Raw genomic sequence first — 20,276 nt, forward strand, 5'->3', positions numbered from 1 at the left:
TCAGAAAACTCTTTAAATTCAATCTATTATAGAGAAATCATAATATGCGAAATTTTGAAGTTCATTTAAAGGAGAAATAAACTCTCATACATTCACATTTTATGCAAATACGATCTGATTTAAATTTGGGGTGGAAATATTTTACTCGCCTCTCTCAGACCACCCCATAAAGGTACAATCCATACTATCTGCATTGACAATCCCCTCTTTTGAGAAGCTTTTGGCTTTTTCTAATTTATAGTTTCCCCACTTCATTATTTGATCGTGTAAAACCAACGGATGACATTAGTTTCTATAGGGAAGTGGTGGGGCACTCTGAAATAAAAAGAAGCGATATTAAACATTAGACAGGAGCAACTTTTCTAAGGTATCTTCTTGATTAATTATTTGTTACTTATTAAGTCTTATTGTCAAATGTTAATCAAATATAACTCTTAATCTCTTGGTCGTAGGTTCGATCCCTACACGACCCACCAAATGCATTAAATCGGGTCCTGTTATCTATCGAAAAGAATAGAAGCCAGGGCGTTTATCGCTGCTAATTAAACGATTCAAAAGATCTTGAGGTAAATTCAGCCCATCTTCTCCAAGCATTTCATACAGAGATGTTAATTCATCCTTGTCATAATCCTGTATCACCATTTGAAATAACTCTAACTGCCTTGGTTTGCGAGATGTTCCACGGCTTCTGTAAGGAATAAAAAATTCAGGATGCGCTTCCAATAAAAGTTGTACTTTATCCAGTTGTTTAATTTTCAGAGCATACAAAACAACATCCAAATCATGGTCTTCTATATAATCGTATAATTCGTTAAAGTGAGAGCCACTGCAACTCTTGATGGTATTCAATACTTTTTTAAAGTCTTTGGTTGAAAGTGTTTCAATAGCCTTATGTAAAAATGTTTTATCAGCCCGGTCATGCACCCATAAAATTGCGTTATTTTTGATTAATGAAATCATTATTTTTAAATGATTATTTTTGTTCGCATGTTCCGAACTATATCCTGACAAGGCAAAAAACAATGGGCAATTACCCGAATGATTCTGCTGTTGATCAACGTTTGCTCCATGGCGTATTAACCAGTTCACATTCTCTGACTGCCCCAAATAGCATGCCATCATTAAAGAAGTAAAGGTATCACTTTCTTTAAAATCGACAATTTGATGAGATGGATTCACTTTGAGTATTGGCAAATCGACTTCGTATCGATTCATCTCTTGAAGACGTCTGAGTGGCTGATTAGCCAATACGGCCGCAGCGATCTGGTTGATAGCAAACAGATCATCTTTTTTAAACTGGAATGCTTCGCAATCATCAGGTGCAGTCCATAAATCATAACATGCCTTATTTTGCTCATAGAATTCACAAGCAGAAAGCCACCCATCACCCGGATTAAGAAAATAATAGATTTTGGATGCATTTTCATTATAGGTATTATAATTTACTAATATTTGTTGCCCCTCACGAATGTCTTTTATTGCAACAACCTCAACTACTTTTACACCTTTACTCACGGTTTCCCTAAACTCAACGTTATCCTGACTATCAGAAAAATTAATATATCGAGTAAAATTACCTTTCCTTGCTGCATCAATAATTCGACGTCCTATATTCATGGCATAGCTGTTATCTGCATCGGGATGCGTATTTAAATAACGTTCAAATTCAGCGGTACTGGCATACTCTTCACCCATGTAGAAGCCAATACGAGTACCTTTATCAATATCGGTAGTGGCAAAAAGACCTCGCCCACCCATATCTTTAAGCAAATCAACAACCCTCACTGCAACGGAACCTGATAAATCCACTGAAGAAGGAATATATTCATCCACATCCATGTTATCAATTCCCACGGTATTCAAAATATGTTGTATTCTTGAGGATTTTATATCAGCCCTTGTACCTGATTTGATTTCGATAGCTTTTATTTTTTTAGGAGAAGAAAACAGCGTTACCCCCTCCAGTTGAGATGAGGCCTTCCTTTTCCCTGACTGTATCGCTTTAGTTTTGACCTCGTACTTGTCACTCTTTAACGAAAGCTGGAATTCAGCAAATTTTTTAGGGGTTTTTTGAGTTCTTTTGGATAATTTTGTATTTGAGCGTGGCATAACTAAACCGTAATAAAAAAACGAAAAGTAGCAAAGAATATCATATAGATGATATTTTGTCCATATTGAACTCGTCTAACCCACATAGCATCCCAATATGGGCATAAATGCAGGTCGGGATAAGACAAAGTCTCAGAGAAAAAAAACTGGACTACCTTCCAGGAACAGGATCAGCACTAGCTAAAAAATCCAATCGTTAAATTCAGTTCGTTCTAATGAATCAAATGTTTTAACATGCTACAAAGTTTAAATTTGATACACAACATGAGTAATTGAATAACCATTAACAGAATTTTTTTATCTCTTAGGGTTGTTTAACATTTTTAAATTTGCTTTAATTCGCGACGTGCGTTTTAACACCACTATGGAAAAAAAAGTAGGCTTGACGGGTTCAACTCACCCAATCAGGCTGGATGACTGCAAGTTAGAAACTATGGAAAACGGATTATGTCTAACGATCTGGCTATTTATTTAAGCAAACAATTACTTTGGCATACACTGCTTATAGCAGCACCCATCATTTTCGTTGCCCTGATTAGTGGTTTAATCATTTCAATTCTTCAAGTTGTCACACAAATCCAGGACTCTACTTTAAGCTTTATACCCAAAATATTAGCGGTAGTACTGATGCTCATGCTCTGCGGAGAATGGATGTTGCATACTCTGATTGAGTTTGCCCAGGGAATTTTTATCAGCATACCGGGAATAATCAAGTCATGACAATCTCTACAGCCTGGTTAATCCAACTCATGTTCATCACGATTCGTCTTGGCACCGTCTTATTGTTTGCCCCTGTTCAGGCAATACATCAACTTCCGTTAAAAGTCAGACTGCTCTTTGTATTTGCTTGCAGTGCCCTAGTAAGCTGTAGCCTGTCAGCACATGTACCGCTCGATAACCTGCACATTTTATTGGGTGGCATTGCTGAATTCGCCAATGGACTAATACTCGCAACGGGACTATTTGCAGCTTTTGCCGTATTTCAAATCGCGGGGCAATTAATAGATAACGAGACCGGTCTCAACTCGCTCGCGATATTTAATCCAGCTGAACACAGCCAGGAACCTTTATCCAGTCGATTATTAACCATGCTGGCAGTGTTATTCTTCTTCGGTCTCGATGGTCATCTATGGCTGTTTAAAGGATTGTCATACTCCTTTATTATCATTCCACCTGGAGCCATTGCTCTATTTGCAGGTTTCACCCCCATTATCAAACAATTTGGCTTTATGTTTACTGTGGGCTTTATGATAGCCAGCCCAATTATCCTGGCTTTATTGGCGCTGGATCTGTTTGGCGGACTGCTCACCCGAAACATACCCCAAATAAGCAGCTATTTCCTGATCCTGCCTCTTAAGATTTGTCTCGGTTTATTCTTGCTGTCCATGATGCTCGGCAGTATGTACCCTATTTCGAATATGGTGTTTGAACGATGTTTTCAAACCTGGCAGGACATCATGTCATGAGTGAAAAAACCGAAAAACCCACACCTTACAAATTACAAAAGGCCAAGGAAAAAGGACAGGCCAGCAAAAGTATTGAATTAACGACGTGTACTGCTCTGCTTGTCATGATTGGCATGATCAGTGCCTTATGGCCAAAGCAATTATATGAAATTAAATCCATGCTTCGACATATACTTCATTTTGCAACGCACCTGCAATTCAATTCTGACAACATCATGCATCTTCAGCAGTTCATATTGTCTCAACTGCTAAGCTTATGGTTGCCTTTTGCTTTGGCAAGCGGATTAACCATTATCCTGTGCACCCTGGCTCAGACAGGTATCATCTGGTCTACCGTCCCCTTAACCCCGGATTTTAAACGTCTCAATCTGATCCAAGGCTTCAAAAGGTTGTTCTCAATCAAAACAGCTGTTGACGCAATAAAGAACTCCATCAAATTAGGATTGGCCTTCCTTCTTCTTTTTTTAATTATCAAGGCTCAATTAACCAATATCCTCCACTTAATAATCAGCAAACCCTCTCAGGATCCTGAATTAATGATGGGATTTTTGTTAAAACTCAGTGTGCAATTACTCATACTGCTATTAATCATTGCTCTGTTTGACGCCTTTTTTACCCGTTGGAAATTCAAAAAAGACAATCGGATGAGCAAGCAAGAAATCAAAGATGAATACAAACAAAGGGAAGGCGATCCTAAAATCAAAAACAAGATACGACAGTTACAACAGCAACTGCGTCAAAAAACAGCCTCATTAAAAGAAGTAAAAAATGCTGATGTTGTGATAACCAATCCCACCCATATCGCTATTGCGCTTCAATATGAGCGAGGCTCCATGCCTGCGCCCAAAGTAGTTTGTAAGGCACAAGGAGAGATGGTCAGGGAAGTAAAAAAACTGGCAAAAAAGTACAACGTACCCACAATCGAAAACAAAGCCCTGGCTCGTCTGTTGTTCCAAACTGTAGAGCTGAATCAGTGGATTTCCAGAGATTTATATCCCTCAGTAGCCAATATCTTCAGAGAGATCTATGCGTTGGGAGGTACACATGACCAGTAAATCAAATTTTTTAAATAGCAGCAGTGAACTGATCATGATAGCTTTGGCTACAGGAATTTTATTCATCCTGTTCATCCCTATTCCTGCAGCATTATTGGATCTTCTCCTTATTGTCAATTTCAGTTGGGCACTAACCATTTTATTATTGACATTTTACACCGATAAACCATTAAGCTTTTCAACATTTCCAGCTCTTTTACTCATATCGACCCTATTTCGGTTGGCACTCAATATTTCAGCTACTCGCCTGATTTTATCAGATGGTGATGCCGGAAAAGTCATTCAAGCCATGGGTCATTATGTAATTCATGGCAATTACGTAATGGGTTTGGTTGTTTTCTTAATCCTCATCATCGTCCAATTTATCGTCGTCACAAATGGCGCTCAGCGTGTTGCAGAAGTAGCTGCGCGATTTACCTTAGACAGCATGCCTGGAAAACAAATGAGCATCGATGCTGATTTGAATATGGGCAGTATTTCGCAGAGCGAAGCAAAAAGCCGTCGATCACAAATCGAAAAGGAAGCTAACTTTTATGGTGCTATGGATGGAGCGAGTAAATTTGTCAAAGGCGATGCCATAGCAGGAATCCTGATTATTCTTGTAGACATCATTGGCGGATTTGCCATAGGTCTTATTCAGCGGGGATTGAGTTTTTCTGAATCAATTCAAACCTACACACTTCTGACTGTGGGTGATGGGCTTGTAACTCAAATTCCAGCGCTGATTATTTCAACAGCAACAGGAATTATCGTCACTCGTGCCGCTACAGATGCTCAATTAGGTAGTGAAGTTGCGAAACAAATCGGTTCCTATCCCAAAAGTTTAATTATGGTGTGTTTGAGTTTAACCGGCCTTTTGTTTGTAAAAGGAATACCAGCTGTTCCTGTGATGTTCATTTTAAGCCTGTTTGCCGGGAGCACCTGGTTTGCCCTTAAAGCAAAAAAAGAGGAGAACAATGTAGAGGCAGAAGAGAATCTCTATGAAAAAATTCGCATCCATCCTGTTGAAATCAATCTTAATAAAGAACTGTATAGCCAATTAATTCACTATGAGAACCACCTGCTCGAATCCATTCAAGTCATCAGAGAGCGAATTGCTTTTGATTTGGGTTTTGTTATTCCTGAAGTTAAAATCAAAACAGATAAAAAACTTGGATTTCCCTTATATTCCATTTGCATCCAGGGCAATAACGACGGAACAAATCCTCTGCATCTGGATAAAACCTTAGCCATTGTTTCAACACGCACCAAGACCGATCAATTACCTTCAGGAATTGAAGTACGCGATCCCAGCTATGGTCTCCCGGCCATTTGGATTGATCCTCGAAACAAGCAAGACGCCCTGGATAACGGATTCACCTTATGTGAACCGCTTATGGTATTGACAACCCATCTCAATGAAACCATCAATACTCACATTGCTGAACTATTAACTCGAGAAGAAACAGAGCAATTATTAGTTCAACCAGGAGTTAAAGCTCTTAGTGATGAACTCATCCCCTCTCTTTTACCCTTGGGCCATGTTCAACGCATCCTGCAAAACCTGCTTAAAGAAAAAGTATCTATTCGTTATTTAACTCAAATACTGGAACTTCTTTTAGAGCATGCCAAAAAAATACCTGATCCCGTTCAACTGACTGAATTGGTGCGCTCAGGTTTGGCCGTACCCATTTGTCAAAAGTTGCTTGTTAATCAAGAGAGTTTGCATGTGCTGACGCTGGAGTCCAGCCTGGAACAAAAACTCAATCAAAACATCCTCAATAAAGAATATTTTTCATTGGAACCCGGCTTAACTGAACGTCTGATTACCTCATTGGCAAATCAGGTAGAGCAGATGCTAGGTGAGCGTAAACGCCCCATCCTGCTTTGCTCATCGCAATTAAGACGGCATTTAAAACAATTAACTCAAAGAGTAATTCCTCATTTAACGGTACTGGCGATGAATGAAATTCCAGTCAATGTTCAAGTGGAATCCTTTGGGGTTGTAAAATAAGGAATTAAGATGTTGGATGCTATAACAGCAACACAATTCGCAATGGAATTTGATCAATTAAAACTGCAGTCAATCAGTCAAAATGTTGCGAATATGAATACCCCTGGATTTAAAAGACAGCTGGTAGAAAGTACTGGTTTTGATGAGCAGCTTGAACCTCAAATCACTAATGCACTACACAACATACAAAGAACGCAAATAAGCATCCAGGGTACCTTAAGTCAAACTCATAACCCTAATGATTTAGCCTTGACTGGGGACAGTTATTTCCAGGTTCAAAGCGATCAAGGGATCTTCTATACGCGGCGTGGCGATTTTCAAATCAATAATCAGGGTGAATTATGTACTGCTACGGGTGAAACGGTACAGGGAAAAGCAGGCACCATTAAGGTTGACGACAACAGTTTTACTGTTGATACCCAGGGCGCTCTGTATATTGATCATCATAAAGTAGATCAGCTCAATATAGTCCGCTTCAACCAACCCCAATTACTGGATTACGTTGGTAATGGACTCTATCAAACCAATGAGTCACCCAATCCATTTGATGGTTCTACACGTGTATTACAAGGCTTCATTGAGCAATCAAACATAAAATCCATTGACGAGATGATGGACATGATAAAAACCTCTCGTCACTTTGAAGCCAGTCAACGAGTGATGCGAACAGCAGATAATCTGCTATCAACTGCAATTAATCAGTTAGGAGAAGGAAATGTCTGACGCGCTTTCCATTGCCGCAAGTGGTCTTAAATCTGAAGAATTTTATATTGATAAAATTGCCAATGATTTGGCTAATCTCAATACCGCTAATTACAAAGCCACTAAAATAACGTTTGAAGACGTACTGTATCAGAATATCAATGGCGAACAATCACTATTCAGTAATCAAGCATCCATAAAACTGGGATTGGGAACTGCTGTTTATAAGTCAGGAAAAGATTTTTCTACCGGTCCATTAAAATCAACGAATAACTGGAACGATGTAGCAATTAATGGAGTTGGTTTTTATCAAATCCTTAATACTGATGGTACGATTGCTTATACACGTAATTCTACCCTGAGTATTGATTCTGACCGCTACCTGACAACACAGGATGGATTGCGATTGGCAGATAACATTCAGATTCCTGATGATTTCACCAAAATCACCATACAAGCCAATGGTGATGTCGAAGTCATGTTGAGTGACGAAACGGAACCTCAATTACTCGGCACCATTCAACTGGCCAAATTTATCAACCCAGAAACATTAAATCCTGTTGGAGCTGGAGTGTACTTGCCAACTGATGAGTCCGGAGATCCGCTGATAGACAATCCCGGCAGTAGCGGGCTTGGAGCCTTGACGCAAAACCAAATTGAAGGCTCTAATGTCGACATGGTGAACTCGCTGATGCAATTAACTATGGCGCAGCGAGTCTACCAATTAAATGCGAAAGCCGTACAAATTGCTGATGAACTGGAAAAATTGACTAATGAAATTCGTGATTAAGCTCATGCTTCCTTTTGTATTAATGGTACCAGCGCATGCTAAGACCCTGATAAGGTTTCAAAAGCAGATTACCACTCATGCTTGCTATTTGGGTGATCTGATTGATGTCAGTAGTGATAGAAGTGAGTTAATGAAACTACCATTGGACAGTCATCCAAAACCAGGGGAAACAATCAGCAGAAAACAAATCGTTGATTGGGTAATTCAAAAAACTGGTCCTTTAGACTATCAATGGAAAGGAAAAAGCACCACCCAGGTCCAACAAGTAGTTCGGACTACTGGAAATGAACTACGTCGTAAAGCTCAAACTGAATTAGAGCATCAATTAAGTAAAAGATACGATACCATTACACTAAATCCCAAGGGATTAGTTAAAGACAGTGAGTTTCCTTTATCTGAGTTTCATGTAGAACTACCTGAATCATACCCGCCAGCAAAACAAATCGCTGTTCGTCTGATTCATGGCAAATACTCTATCCCTGTCTGGTTCAAGATTAGTGCCTATCAATCAGTGCTGGTGGCCAAACACCCGCTCACTAATCGAACCCAATTACATCAAACGGATTTCATTTTAAAAAAACGCGATATCGCTGGTTTAAAAAATAAACCGCTAACCAAACTGCCCCAAGCGATTTGGCTAAAAAAATCAATTAATAAAAACCAGATTTTAACATTCAGTGATGTAGCTCCTACACCACAAATTATCAAAGGACAATGGGTTCAGGTCACCGTATTCAATCGAGGCATCTCCTTATTATCCAAAGCGATAGCAGAACAAGATGGATATACCGGTCAGTTGATTCGGATGAAAAATCCCCAGTCCAATAAATATTTTGTAGCGAGAGTTACCTCATCGCATCAAGCCGAGATTTCATCATGAACAAATTAATGACTCTATTACTCATTGTACTTTTTTCGCCTCAAATGAGCTGGGCTGTTAATTTATTCAATGAAGAAATCTACCGCCCTTTAATTGCTGATCGGGTCGCTTCATTACCCGGAGACATACTGACTGTCATTGTTTTGGAAACCTCGAATGCCCAAACCAGCGCCGACCTATCCTCTGGAAAAGAGATAAAATCAGCTCTGGAAGTCGGATACAACAAAAACAATCATGAAGTAGAGTTTGGTCTGAAAGGAAAAGGGAAAACAGCAGCCAAAACAGGACGTAATGGTAAAATTAAAGCCTCGTTAACGGTGCAAATCAAGCAAATATTCCCGAACAATACCTATCTTGTTGAGGGCATGCAAACCATTACCATTAATGGTGAACAACAGCACATCCTTCTAAGCGGCATAGTCAGGCCGGAAGATATCAGCCCGCAAAATACTCTATTATCAACCCGTTTGGCAGACGCTCATATCACCTATGCCGGCAATGGTTCCGTTTCAGACTCTCAGACTCGAAATTATTTCTATAAAGTTCTCTCATTTGTAGGGTTAGTCTAATGAATAAATTAATCTCCCTGCTCTTGCTCATTAGCTCAATAACCCTGCACCACAGTGTCTATTCCGCTGTTCAGTTGAAATCACTGGCTCGTCTTTCGGGATTACAGGAGAACCCAATTAGCGGTTATGGACTGGTTATAGGATTAGCCGGATCAGGCGATTCCAGACGAAACAAAGACACAACTCAGGCAATCTCCAATTTATTACGGACTTTTGGCGTCAATATCAATCCGAGTGAGATTAACAGCAGAAATACTGCCACGGTTATAATTACTGCCAATCTTCCATCTTTCGCTCATCAAGGCGATAAAATTGACATCAATGTCGCTTCACTGGGTGATGCAAAAAGTCTGCTGGGTGGCACCCTTTTGGTAACTCCGCTTAAAGGAGCGGATGATCGCGTTTATGCACTGGCTCAAGGCCCAATTTCTATAGGCGGATTTAAATACGATCTCTATGGCAATGTGATTCAAAAAAATCATCCGACTACTGGCTTGATTCCTGGCGGGGCTATAGTTGAAAAAACGCTGTACAATGACGTTGTCGATAAAACAGGAGACCTGCATTTAATTTTAAATCATCCTGACTTCACTACTGCAGATCATATCGAAGCAGCCATCAACAAAAAATTTGGTAAAAATACGGCCCTGGCACGTTCTGCTCAAGATATTGAAATTCATCCTCCCCTGCCCTACAGAAAGCGTTTTATTCGTTTTGTGAGTCAACTGGAACACATTGAGATCACTCCCGATCACTTACCTACTGTTGTAGTCAATGAACGAACAGGCGTAGTTGTAGCCGGAGCCGATGTAAAAATTGACGCCGTCACCATATCGCATGGCAATTTGCAAATAGCCATTGCCACTGATTTTAACGTTTCTCAACCCACTCTGATTCAAAACATGGGCAGACAGGTTCGCACAACGGTGACGCCATCAACCAACATCAATGTGAAGGAGGCTTCTGCAAATACTGTAGAACTGAATCAGGGGGCTACTGTAGCAGACTTGATTGCGGCATTAACCAAAGTTCAGACCTCAACCCGAGACATCATTGCAATCCTGGAAAGTCTGCAACGGGCTGGAGCATTGCATGCTGAACTGGTCATTCAATAAGGAAGATACTATGAACACAGACTCAACTATAGAACTGGTCAGCATGGCACTGGACGCATCTTTGATGCGGCAAACAGCCATAGCGAATAATATTGCCAATAGCAACAGCACGAATTATCAGACCATGGAAGTCAATTTTGAACAGCAATTAAAAGAAACCCACTTCATTGGCAGTTCAGAAGATCTGTCCACTATCAAGCCTTATTATCAATTGAGCGATCAACCATCCTCTATTGATGAACAAATGGCATTAAACGTCCAGAACATGACTCATTATCGTGCCTTAATCAAAGGCTTAAATCAAAAATTCTCAATTATGAAACTGGCATTACAAGGAACTAACTCATAATGAATTACGCTCAAATTTATGCGATTGCCACACAGGGTATGAATGCAGAAAAACTTCGTGTTGATGTAGTCGCCAACAATATTGCTAACCAGCACTCTTTAAAAACTACGGATGGCTCCTTGTTTCAAGCCAGTCAGGTTGTCACCACGGCAAAACCGTTCTCTGTCCTATTAGAAGGAGATGAAACCGGGATTGATTCTGTGGACATCATTTCAAAAGAAATACCTCCCAACAAGGTATATCAACCTTCTCACCCGGCGGCAGACAAACAAGGCTATGTCACCTACCCAGGCATAAGCACCATTGATGAAATGACCACGCTATTACGCGCTTCACGTGCTTATGAAGCAAACATCAAGATCATCAACACGGCTCACAGCCTTTATTTGCAGGCCCTAACTATTGGAGAAGAACGATGAACATTGCTTCGGTGAACAACCTGTTTTTGAACACAATGACTCCGTCAATAGAACGTACTGAACAGCCCAAAACAACGTTCTCCACCTTGATGGAGGAAAAAATTACTGAAACCAATAATCAGCTCAATGCAGCAGATGAAGCGTTGACTCAGTTAGCCAGTGGTCATGCAGAAAATCTGCATCAAACCATGATCACCCTGGAGCAAGCCAAATTATCCTTCCAGTATTTAGAACAGATTAGAAACCGCTTGATGACTGCCTATCAAGAATTATTAAGAGAGCAAATCTAAAGTGAATTATCTACAACAAATACAAGTTTGGTTCAATGATTTATCAATACAGCGCAAACTGAGTTTAACCTTTTCCCTGATGCTGATTCTTGTCGTTACATCCTGTGCAGGATGGTGGCTGTTATCGCCAAGTTATGAAGTGCTTTTTAATCACTTGGAGGAAGAGGATGCCAATAAAATTGTAAGCCACCTGGAACAAGCACATATCAATTACCAATTAAAAAATGACGGCAAAGACATTTTCATTGACAAAAATCTGGTTGCCAAAACCCGCCTTAAAATTATGGGAAGTGGGATGCAATTGGCTGGCAGTGTTGGTTTTGAGCTCTTTGATAAAAGTGACTTCGGAATGACCGATTTCTCGCAAAAAATCAATTATCAACGTGCCTTACAAGGAGAGCTGGAACGAACCATCTCCAGCCTGGAGGAGATTCGACAAGCCAGAGTTCATTTGGTTATTCCTGAACATCATCTTTTTGATAATACCCGCAATCAGCCTAAAGCCGCAGTGACTTTGCAATTAAAACACAATCTGACCACCAAACAAGTTCAAAGCATACAGCAATTGATTTCGGCGAGTATTGATCATTTGACAACTCAAAATGTAATCGTGGTCGATCAAAACGGCAATACACTCTCCCAAGTGGAGACAGAGGAATCAACCAGTCATTTCAAAACCAAGAAAACTATTGAACATTATCTAAACGATAAAGTATCGCAAATGCTTCATAAAATATTTGCCAACCGGCAGGTTATGGTGAAAATTGATGCGGCCATTAATTATGATGAGTTACAAAGGGAATTAATTAAGCCTCAAACTCAGGGATTAATTACTCATGAAAAAGAAATAACTCACTCCTCCCCTGGCAAAACTGATAAAGACAAACGCAATCAGGACGTCACTCGCGAAAAATCCTACCAATTAGGGAGCGAAAAGGAATTATTCAAGAAAGCCAGCGGAACAATAGAGCGCCTGACTGTCAGTGTGATTGTGCCCCACAATACGCCCTCCCACATTTTGGAGCAGATACGAAGACTTGTAAAAACCACTGTGGGTTTCAATGAACAACGTGGGGATGTGATTAACGTTGAAGCGTTAATCGAACCAACCGATACCCAAAGCATGGAACCACCAACACTGCCGCCCACAATCGCTCCCCCAGCTCTGGTGGAACAATCTCGTTTGCATGTCCCACTGTATTTTTGGGTGATTTGCCTGGTTGTGAGTAGCGCATCCATTTTGATGATTAGAAAAGCCCGGCACAAAAAGCGCGAACTTTTATTGCTCGAATTAACACAATGGTTGTCTCACCATGAATAATCAATTCAAAAAAATATTATTAAAAATAGCTGCCCTGTGTAAATCCGATCAACAATGGATCCTGAATCAACTCACAGAGAAGCAAAAACAGCAGTTTGAGTTAATGCAAGGAACGCCATTACTCACTCAAGCGCACAGATTCAGGAAGTTAACACATCAGGAATCAGTCCAGGTACCTCAGAAATCCAGACTTCCTGCATTGTGTCATGATCTGATGGAACAGGATTTACTATACATCGCCATCATCCTGGAACAGGGGCAGTTTGCCTGGAGTGATCAATTCATCGAATCACTTCAAGAGGGTGAGGCAATTCACCATTTACTCAATGACCAGGTCAAAACGCTAAAAGCCGACACTAAAGCACGTGTGTTCCAGCTCTGGCAAAACCAACTTGAGTTTGATGATCAACTGGTGATCCATTATGGCTAAAATAATACCCCAGGCATTAATCAGTCATGAAACAGTCACTATAGGCTTGAAACCTGAAATCATTCCTGATGAGAGTGACCAGCAGTCTGTAATGACACCCCAGACCAATGAAACTGATTTGGAAGAACTGCAAGCCCAAGCGTATCAAAGGGGTTTTATATCGGGACAAACCGAAGGACAGTTACATGCAGAACAACAAATGGCTCAATCAAAACAAGCCCTGGAGACACTGTTATCAACAATTCCTCAAGCCATAGAGCACAATCGACTGGAATTGCACAATGAAATTGCAGATATTATCTTATTAATTACCCAGGAATACTTCATCGAGCAACAACAAAAGCCAGAAGCGCTCCATCAGCGAATCAACCAAATATTAAGCCAGTTAAATAACAAACAAAGCATCGAATTACACCTGCATCCTGATGAAATAAAAACAATGCACCAGTTCAATATCAAATTGGAAACAGCCCATCTCAAGGGATTATTAATAAAAGCCGATCCCACTCTTGCCCCTGGAGGCTGTGTCATAAAAACGGAGCACGGAGTTTTTGATGCCAGTCTGGAAACACGTCTTGAACGATTAAAAGAAATGCTCACTCAAATGAAACATGGGAGGCACCATGCACTCCTGGATTAACCAACTCCAAGCTGTAGAGCGATTGGGCGAAATTGAACAATGTGTTGGCTTAAAGCTGGTAGCCAACGGGCCACCCCATGCCTTTATTGGCGAGGTCTGTGACCTGTTAGATCAGAATCAGAAACTGATTTCGAAAGCAGAAGTGGTTGGTTTTGCAGAAGGTAAAGTATACCTGATGCCCTTTGATACTGCCCCAATCCGAATGGGATATAAAGTGAGAGCAACAGGTAATTCAGTAACAATTAATGCATCCTCATCTCTACTTGGGCATGTGGTCGATGCGTTTGCTGCTCCCATCGACCAAGCGGTTTCATGTTCAATAACCAAAAACATGTCGACTCACAACAAAAAAATTAATCCCTTCATCCGTAAACCCATTACGGAACGTCTTTTTACAGGAGTTCATGCCATAGACAGTTTACTTCCTCTAGGAAAAGGACAACGAATCGGTGTGTTTTCCGGCAGTGGTGTTGGCAAAACAACCTTGATGGCTCAGATTGCACAACAGAGCACCAGCGACATCAACATTATTGCTTTAATTGGTGAACGCGGAAGAGAAGTGAATGAGTTTATCAACAACCATTTGAGCGAGGCCAACCTGAATAAAACAATTCTGGTTGTCGCCTGCAGTGATGAGCCCGCATTGGTAAGGCGTCAGGCAGCATATACCGCAACAGCCCTTGCTGAGTATTTTTGCCATCGGGGAAAAAACGTCTTGTTATTTATGGATTCAATTACTCGCTTTGCCATGGCACAAAGAGAAATTGGCTTAAGTTTGGGAGAACCTCCAACCGCTCGTGGTTATACACCAAGTGTATTTTCGATGTTGCCGGGATTAATAGAACGAACAGGCAACTTTCAGGATCAAGGAAGTATTAGTGCCCTATACACCGTGCTGGTCGAAGGTGATGATTTTAATGAACCATTGGCAGATCATATGCGCGCCTTATTGGATGGCCATATCGTTCTCAAACGGGAGTTAGCACAACGAGGACATTACCCGGCTATCTCGATACTGCACAGCATTTCACGTTTGGCCAATCAACTCTTGTCAGAGGAGGATCAAAAAGTAGTTAAACATGTGATCTCTACTCTGAGTCTTTATCAACAAAACAAGGATCTGATTGAGCTTGGCGCTTACAAACCAGGGACCAACCCTTTATTAGATCACGCAGTTAACCGCATCGACTCTATTAATAAGATATTAACCCAGGATGAAGATCATCATTTATCGTTCAGTGAACTCATCCAACGCTTTAAGGAGATTCTGCAATGAGTCAAACTCTAACGGCTCTAATGACCCGATTAACCTGGCAAAATAATGAGCTTAGCATCCATCTGCAGGCGGCTGAAAATGAATCGCGAATCGTGATGCAACAAATCCAGGAGTTGGAACACACCATAAATCAATCGTGCATTACATCCATGAGCATCAATCCAGAATTGGAAATCAATAAATTAAATTTTCTTACCCAGCAACAAGAAAAGAAAGACGAATTAGTAATGATTTTAAAAAATCATCAAGCCCTGGAGGCCAAGCTAAAGGATAAATTGCTCCGTATCAAAACAGAAATCAAAATGCTGGAGCAATACATGGAACGAGAACAACAGGCTAGCAGACAGCACCAAATAAAATCACAGGAAGACGCTCTTGAAGAATGGGTGCTCCAAAACAGGAAGTCGGTATGAAAATAAGTAATGACTCTCTATTAACATGGAATCAAAACGCTCAAAAAAATCAAACGAATCAGTCTGATTTTGGCGATTGGTTAAAAACTCCAACCAAACAAAACAGTGGAGATGAGTTTTATTGGCAACATCAAAGTCAATTGCAGCAGTCCTGTTTAAAGTTTGAAAATCATTCAAAGCAGGTGCAACAGGGGGAAACGAGTCTAAAAACCAGTGAAATAGACAATGTGATCACCGCTCCTTATTCCACCCCTGATAATGTTGATGTTCCAATGCAGTCAAACACGAATAATTCTAAAGCGCCCCCCCTTAATCGCCTTAAATTGCAATCAACAGAATTCATGAGAACCATCGCAGCTCTGGATCAGAATGGTTCACAAACGCCTGTTCCAGAACCTTATTCTTATTCAAGCAAGTCAGCACCAGATAAAAGTATATCGGAACAACCCAATTCAGTTGACTACACAACCCATAACACAGGTCAATTTAAAAATTATCACCTTTACATTCAAAACGATCAGGTTGAGTTATCTCTACATGCCGAAGATCTGAATAAAGAGGAGCAATTGGAACTGAAACAGATGATAAAGCTCAATTTAAAAAATAAAGGTCTTTCTTTAAAACAGTTACTGATTAATGGAGTACAACATGACTGAACCCGTGAGTGCCTCCGGAGTGAGCCAGGCAGATTACCTAAAACTCTTCATGCAGGAATTAACCTATCAGGATCCATTAAAGCCGGTTGATAACCGTGAGTTTATGGCTCAAATGGCGCAATTCTCAGCCTTACAGGAAGCCAGGACAACCAATGATTATTTAACAAAATTATTGGGCATGACCAGTGGAACCCAAAGTCTCAGTTTATTAGGAAAAAAAGTACGCGTAAAGGACATTGAAGGTGAAGGACAAGTCACCAAAATCGAATTTATTAAGGACTCACCTCCTCTGGTCACTATAGCCATGAGTAACGGGGACATTCCCAAAGTAGAGCTGGGTCAAATAACCGAAGTCAGGGAGTGATAATGAGCAACACGTACTATACAAGTTTATCCGGTATGATTGCCGCCAGCTATGGCTTACAAAATACTTCCAACAATGTGGCAAACATGCAAAGCCCGGGGTTTAAACGCAATGATGTTTTTTATTCCTCTTTAGGTAATGGCAATGGTGAAGAAGGACTGGGATCAGGAGTCTGTGTTGGCGGGCATGGAACCAATTTTAGTGCTGGAAATTACCTCGAAACAAGTAATCCTTCTGATTTAGCCATAGTTGGGCAAGGTTTTTTCGTCCTCAGGCTTAAAAGCGGCGAGCTGCGTTATACTCGTGATGGTGAATTTGAATTCAACAACGATGGCATCTTAATCGACAAACACAGTGGTGGTGAAGTCCAGGGATATAATAATGCCGGTAACCTGGTACCCATTCATGGTAAAGGACCAAAAAATTCTGAGGGCAAAGCCAGCCATGAAATTTTTTTAAAAGGACAATTCATCTTACTGAAAAAAACAGAGACCGAACAAAACAATGACCCCAGTCCACTTAAAAACAATTATAAAAATATTACCTTTTCTGTTGGAAAAATTTATGACAAACAGGGTAAGGCACATCAAGTACAACTCGAGTTCGAATCGACTCGTGTACCAACTACCTCAAGCACTGGCGCAATAGATGATAAGGGTACAAGCTGGGATTTAGTCAGAGTGACCTGCGATGATGTAGATATTGACCTTGGTTTAAGTAATCAAAAAATCATCTTCAATGGACTTAATGAAGGAGCCAACCTCGAAAACGGTTCCATTCATTTTAAAATCAATGGCGATCAAGAGATAAAACTGCAATTTGGCAGTTTTAAAGATGGCTCAGACAGCTCCGTTCAACTCAAGGAATCGCAATTAAATCCCGAAGGCACTCACATTGAGGCCTATCAAAACGATGGATACGGTGAAGGAAAACAAATCAGTTTTTCATTTGATGAAAACGGACAGATTTCCTATCACTACGATAATGGTCAAGCCATCCAGGGCATATTTGTTGGCCTGGCTCGTTTTGATGATTTGGAACACACACTGGTTCAGACCCATGACAACTTGTTTCAAGTAAAAAACGATCGAGGAACCCACATAGGCCGTGCGAATAATAACGGATTTGGCAGCATTAAAGCGAAACAACTGGAATCGTCCAATGTCGACTCCACAACTGAATTTGCCAATATCGTCATTTTACAACGCATGTTTCAAGCCTGTTCTCAAATCATGGATATCGATAAACAACTTTTAGAGGAGTTGGAGTCACGATGACGAAACCCTTTCGATTGATTAATTCATTTGAGCTTCAGGAACTTTCCCGACAGTTACTTGGCGAAATAAACGATTGGAACGCTCGGTACAGTCTGAATCCTATGACTATGGAGCTTCATTTACCGCCCAAAGAGTGCTCACCCTTTGAGGGCTATTTGATTCAAAACAATGCGAACACTTTGGCCTGTGTTGAGCCCCATTATTTGAGCACTTTAAATCAGGCTTTATTTGGTAAAGACAGCCCTTGTTTTAATTCAGTGAGTGACGAACTGTTTTCCGTTCTAATCCAGAAACTTCTGAGAGTAGATGCATGCACAGTGGATACTAAAAGCTGCTCGGTTAATAAGTGGTTTTACCGAGGTTCAACAAACCTGCTGCTCGAAATAACCTGTAATACAAACCAGTTCACCCTGGTTCTGCATCCTGACTGGGTTTATCAGATCCTGCCTAAATGGAACAGCAGGAGTGCCAAGCCTATTGCTCTCGAAGAAGCATTATCAGATCAACCAGTGAGGTTCACTCTTGAATTAGACCCCGTTACCCTGCCATTGCATCAACTCATAAGCTTATCGTTGGGAGATGTCATTGTAACAGATCATCCTACCTGCATACCGGTGTCGTTAACACACAATCATCAATTGATTGCCCGTGCAGAATTGGGCAAATCCGCAGAATATAAATCAATAAGTTTAAAAGGAGCATCATGAATACAACGGTTAAAAAAGTAGTACTGGCGGAACACCATCCTCAACCAGAAACTCAAGCAATAAATCACAATTATTTGGGGCTGATAGAACATGTTGAAGTTCAATGCACCATCCGAATCGGCACTCTCAAATTAACAATTGCCCAATTAAAAGAACTGAAATTCGGCCAGATAGTTCATTTAGAGCAAAAAACCAACGAGCCCGTCGAAGTGCTTGTTAATGATAAAGTCATTGCTAAAGGCGAGTTAATGAGCCATGAAGACAAGTTCGCTGTCCAGATTACCGAGGTGCTGTGTTGATGCAAAGAGTGTTCCTTTTTCTATTCATTTTCTGGACTCATCCAATATCAGCAAACCCTGCACTGAACTTTAAAAAGGAGCTGATAACGAATACCCATTGGTCTTCTTATGTGGTGGTGCTCTTTGTGCTGATCGCAGTACTGATAACACTGGTCCACTATTCAAAAAAATCAAAAAGTACGAGTTCCCAATGCAAAGTCATTGAACAATTATCGGTATTCAATAAAACCAAAGTTTTTATTATAGATTATCAAGGGAAACAGTTTTTATTGGCAGATAATCAAAACGCTTTGACTATTCTTCCCTTGCAGGACATTGAATGACATCATGAAAAATCACTCACATCCCAGTATTGGGAAAACATCCCCTTCCAGGCTAAACTTTCGTTCTGAGAGCATCCCAAAGTCAAATGCAACCAGAGGATTCGTTCTCATCGTTTCTCTTCTATTATTGTTCGTTCCAATAAATAGTGCTTTGGCAAATACTCAATTAGGTCCCATTCAATTCGATCATGATAATCTATCTCCAGCCTTGCAAGCATTCGCGCTTCTGACTGTCTTAAGCCTCGCACCCAGCATTCTCATTATGCTCTCTTCATTTACTCGAATCGTCGTTGTTTTATCGATGCTGCGCAACGCCCTTGGATTGCAACAAACTCCCCCCAACACGGTCATTATCAGCCTGTCTCTGTTTTTAACTCTGTTCACCATGATGCCCGTAGCCAAAACAATTTATACCGAGGCCTACCAACCCTATGAGGCAAAACAGATCGATACCAGAACGGCACTGAGCAGTGCAGCCAAACCTTTAAAACAATTTATGATTAAACAGACCAGAGAAAAAGACATGCAGGTTATTCTGCAACTGGCAAAAGAACCGTTACCCGTTTCTGCAGATGAAATCAAACTGTATCATCTGATTCCGGCCTTCATATTAAGTGAATTACAAACAGCTTTTCAAATAGGTTTTATGATTTTTCTGCCATTTTTACTTGTTGATTTAATTGTATCCGGTATTCTTATGACCATGGGCATGATGATGATGCCGCCTATGAGTATCTCCTTGCCAATAAAAATTTTACTATTCATTCTCATCGATGGTTGGGACTTAATCACACAGGCTTTAGTGGGTAGTTTTACAGGATATTACTAAGGAT

The 20,276-nt window shown here is 40.5% G+C and carries 25 protein-coding genes; 24 read left to right on the top strand and 1 reads right to left on the bottom strand.

The annotated features are described in order from the left end of the window. Positions 1-501: 501 nt before the first annotated feature. Complete coding sequence (ankI, locus tag ELY21_RS08315; protein ID WP_127108617.1) at positions 502-2,109, bottom strand: Dot/Icm T4SS effector AnkI/LegAS4; 1,608 nt, start codon at positions 2,107-2,109, stop codon at positions 502-504. A 447-nt stretch (positions 2,110-2,556) separates the two neighbouring features. Between ankI and fliQ the strand changes: the two genes are divergently transcribed. Genes fliQ through fliP form a run of 24 tightly spaced genes read left to right on the top strand, consistent with a single transcriptional unit; the run spans position 2,557 to position 20,272 of the window. Next, positions 2,557-2,829 (top strand): flagellar biosynthesis protein FliQ, encoded by a 273-nt coding sequence (fliQ, locus tag ELY21_RS08320; RefSeq protein WP_028383862.1) that lies wholly within the window; start codon positions 2,557-2,559, stop codon positions 2,827-2,829. Further along, a complete protein-coding gene (locus tag ELY21_RS08325) occupies positions 2,826-3,575 on the top strand; it encodes a flagellar biosynthetic protein FliR (RefSeq protein ID WP_127108619.1) in 750 nt (249 codons plus the stop codon). Before fliQ ends, ELY21_RS08325 begins: the two co-directional genes overlap by 4 nt. After that, on the top strand, positions 3,572-4,630 hold the full coding sequence (locus ELY21_RS08330) for a flagellar biosynthesis protein FlhB (protein ID WP_158618532.1): 1,059 nt from the start codon (positions 3,572-3,574) through the stop codon (positions 4,628-4,630). Before ELY21_RS08325 ends, ELY21_RS08330 begins: the two co-directional genes overlap by 4 nt. Beyond that, a complete protein-coding gene (locus ELY21_RS08335) occupies positions 4,620-6,623 on the top strand; it encodes a flagellar biosynthesis protein FlhA (RefSeq protein WP_127108623.1) in 2,004 nt (667 codons plus the stop codon). The genes ELY21_RS08330 and ELY21_RS08335 overlap by 11 nt, the downstream gene beginning before the upstream one ends. A gap of 9 nt (positions 6,624-6,632) precedes the next feature. Further along, on the top strand, positions 6,633-7,346 hold the full coding sequence (locus ELY21_RS08340) for a flagellar hook-basal body protein (RefSeq protein WP_127108625.1): 714 nt from the start codon (positions 6,633-6,635) through the stop codon (positions 7,344-7,346). Further along, the gene (locus ELY21_RS08345; RefSeq protein WP_127108627.1) at positions 7,339-8,115 is read left to right on the top strand and encodes a flagellar hook-basal body protein; all 777 of its coding nucleotides are present in this window, start codon (positions 7,339-7,341) and stop codon (positions 8,113-8,115) included. Before ELY21_RS08340 ends, ELY21_RS08345 begins: the two co-directional genes overlap by 8 nt. Further along, positions 8,099-8,995, top strand: a complete 897-nt coding sequence (gene flgA / locus ELY21_RS08350; RefSeq protein ID WP_127108628.1) for a flagellar basal body P-ring formation chaperone FlgA — start codon at positions 8,099-8,101, stop codon at positions 8,993-8,995. Before ELY21_RS08345 ends, flgA begins: the two co-directional genes overlap by 17 nt. Further along, positions 8,992-9,564, top strand: a complete 573-nt coding sequence (locus ELY21_RS08355) for a flagellar basal body L-ring protein FlgH (RefSeq protein WP_127108630.1) — start codon at positions 8,992-8,994, stop codon at positions 9,562-9,564. Before flgA ends, ELY21_RS08355 begins: the two co-directional genes overlap by 4 nt. Further along, on the top strand, positions 9,564-10,679 hold the full coding sequence (locus ELY21_RS08360) for a flagellar basal body P-ring protein FlgI (RefSeq protein WP_127108632.1): 1,116 nt from the start codon (positions 9,564-9,566) through the stop codon (positions 10,677-10,679). Before ELY21_RS08355 ends, ELY21_RS08360 begins: the two co-directional genes overlap by 1 nt. Positions 10,680-10,689: 10 nt before the next feature. Further along, positions 10,690-11,028, top strand: coding sequence for a hypothetical protein (locus ELY21_RS08365; RefSeq protein WP_127108634.1), 339 nt, complete (start codon positions 10,690-10,692; stop codon positions 11,026-11,028). Continuing rightward, entirely contained in the window at positions 11,028-11,447 is a 420-nt protein-coding gene (gene flgC / locus ELY21_RS08370) for a flagellar basal body rod protein FlgC (RefSeq protein ID WP_127108636.1), read from the top strand. The genes ELY21_RS08365 and flgC overlap by 1 nt, the downstream gene beginning before the upstream one ends. After that, positions 11,444-11,737, top strand: a complete 294-nt coding sequence (fliE, locus tag ELY21_RS08375; protein WP_051190625.1) for a flagellar hook-basal body complex protein FliE — start codon at positions 11,444-11,446, stop codon at positions 11,735-11,737. The genes flgC and fliE overlap by 4 nt, the downstream gene beginning before the upstream one ends. Before the next feature lies 1 nt (position 11,738). After that, on the top strand, positions 11,739-13,058 hold the full coding sequence (gene fliF / locus ELY21_RS08380; RefSeq protein WP_127108638.1) for a flagellar basal-body MS-ring/collar protein FliF: 1,320 nt from the start codon (positions 11,739-11,741) through the stop codon (positions 13,056-13,058). Then, on the top strand, positions 13,051-13,488 hold the full coding sequence (locus ELY21_RS08385) for a hypothetical protein (protein WP_127108640.1): 438 nt from the start codon (positions 13,051-13,053) through the stop codon (positions 13,486-13,488). Before fliF ends, ELY21_RS08385 begins: the two co-directional genes overlap by 8 nt. Then, positions 13,481-14,128, top strand: a complete 648-nt coding sequence (locus ELY21_RS08390; RefSeq protein ID WP_127108642.1) for a FliH/SctL family protein — start codon at positions 13,481-13,483, stop codon at positions 14,126-14,128. Before ELY21_RS08385 ends, ELY21_RS08390 begins: the two co-directional genes overlap by 8 nt. Continuing rightward, a complete protein-coding gene (locus ELY21_RS08395; protein WP_127108644.1) occupies positions 14,112-15,404 on the top strand; it encodes a FliI/YscN family ATPase in 1,293 nt (430 codons plus the stop codon). The genes ELY21_RS08390 and ELY21_RS08395 overlap by 17 nt, the downstream gene beginning before the upstream one ends. After that, entirely contained in the window at positions 15,401-15,817 is a 417-nt protein-coding gene (locus tag ELY21_RS08400; RefSeq protein WP_127108646.1) for a hypothetical protein, read from the top strand. Before ELY21_RS08395 ends, ELY21_RS08400 begins: the two co-directional genes overlap by 4 nt. Next, positions 15,814-16,473, top strand: coding sequence for a hypothetical protein (locus ELY21_RS08405; protein ID WP_127108648.1), 660 nt, complete (start codon positions 15,814-15,816; stop codon positions 16,471-16,473). The genes ELY21_RS08400 and ELY21_RS08405 overlap by 4 nt, the downstream gene beginning before the upstream one ends. Next, a complete protein-coding gene (locus tag ELY21_RS08410) occupies positions 16,466-16,837 on the top strand; it encodes a flagellar hook assembly protein FlgD (protein ID WP_158618533.1) in 372 nt (123 codons plus the stop codon). Before ELY21_RS08405 ends, ELY21_RS08410 begins: the two co-directional genes overlap by 8 nt. Before the next feature lie 2 nt (positions 16,838-16,839). Next, positions 16,840-18,114 (top strand): flagellar hook-basal body complex protein, encoded by a 1,275-nt coding sequence (locus ELY21_RS08415; protein WP_127108652.1) that lies wholly within the window; start codon positions 16,840-16,842, stop codon positions 18,112-18,114. Beyond that, the gene (locus ELY21_RS08420) at positions 18,111-18,821 is read left to right on the top strand and encodes a FliM/FliN family flagellar motor C-terminal domain-containing protein (protein WP_127108654.1); all 711 of its coding nucleotides are present in this window, start codon (positions 18,111-18,113) and stop codon (positions 18,819-18,821) included. Before ELY21_RS08415 ends, ELY21_RS08420 begins: the two co-directional genes overlap by 4 nt. Continuing rightward, a complete protein-coding gene (locus tag ELY21_RS08425) occupies positions 18,818-19,120 on the top strand; it encodes a FliM/FliN family flagellar motor switch protein (RefSeq protein WP_127108656.1) in 303 nt (100 codons plus the stop codon). The genes ELY21_RS08420 and ELY21_RS08425 overlap by 4 nt, the downstream gene beginning before the upstream one ends. Continuing rightward, positions 19,120-19,443, top strand: a complete 324-nt coding sequence (locus tag ELY21_RS08430) for a flagellar biosynthetic protein FliO (RefSeq protein WP_127108658.1) — start codon at positions 19,120-19,122, stop codon at positions 19,441-19,443. Before ELY21_RS08425 ends, ELY21_RS08430 begins: the two co-directional genes overlap by 1 nt. Positions 19,444-19,447: 4 nt before the next feature. Then, complete coding sequence (gene fliP / locus ELY21_RS08435) at positions 19,448-20,272, top strand: flagellar type III secretion system pore protein FliP (protein WP_127108660.1); 825 nt, start codon at positions 19,448-19,450, stop codon at positions 20,270-20,272. Positions 20,273-20,276 lie beyond the last annotated feature (4 nt).

The organism is Legionella sp. km535, assembly GCF_003990085.1.
Taxonomy (GTDB): Bacteria; Pseudomonadota; Gammaproteobacteria; order Legionellales; family Legionellaceae; genus Legionella; species Legionella moravica.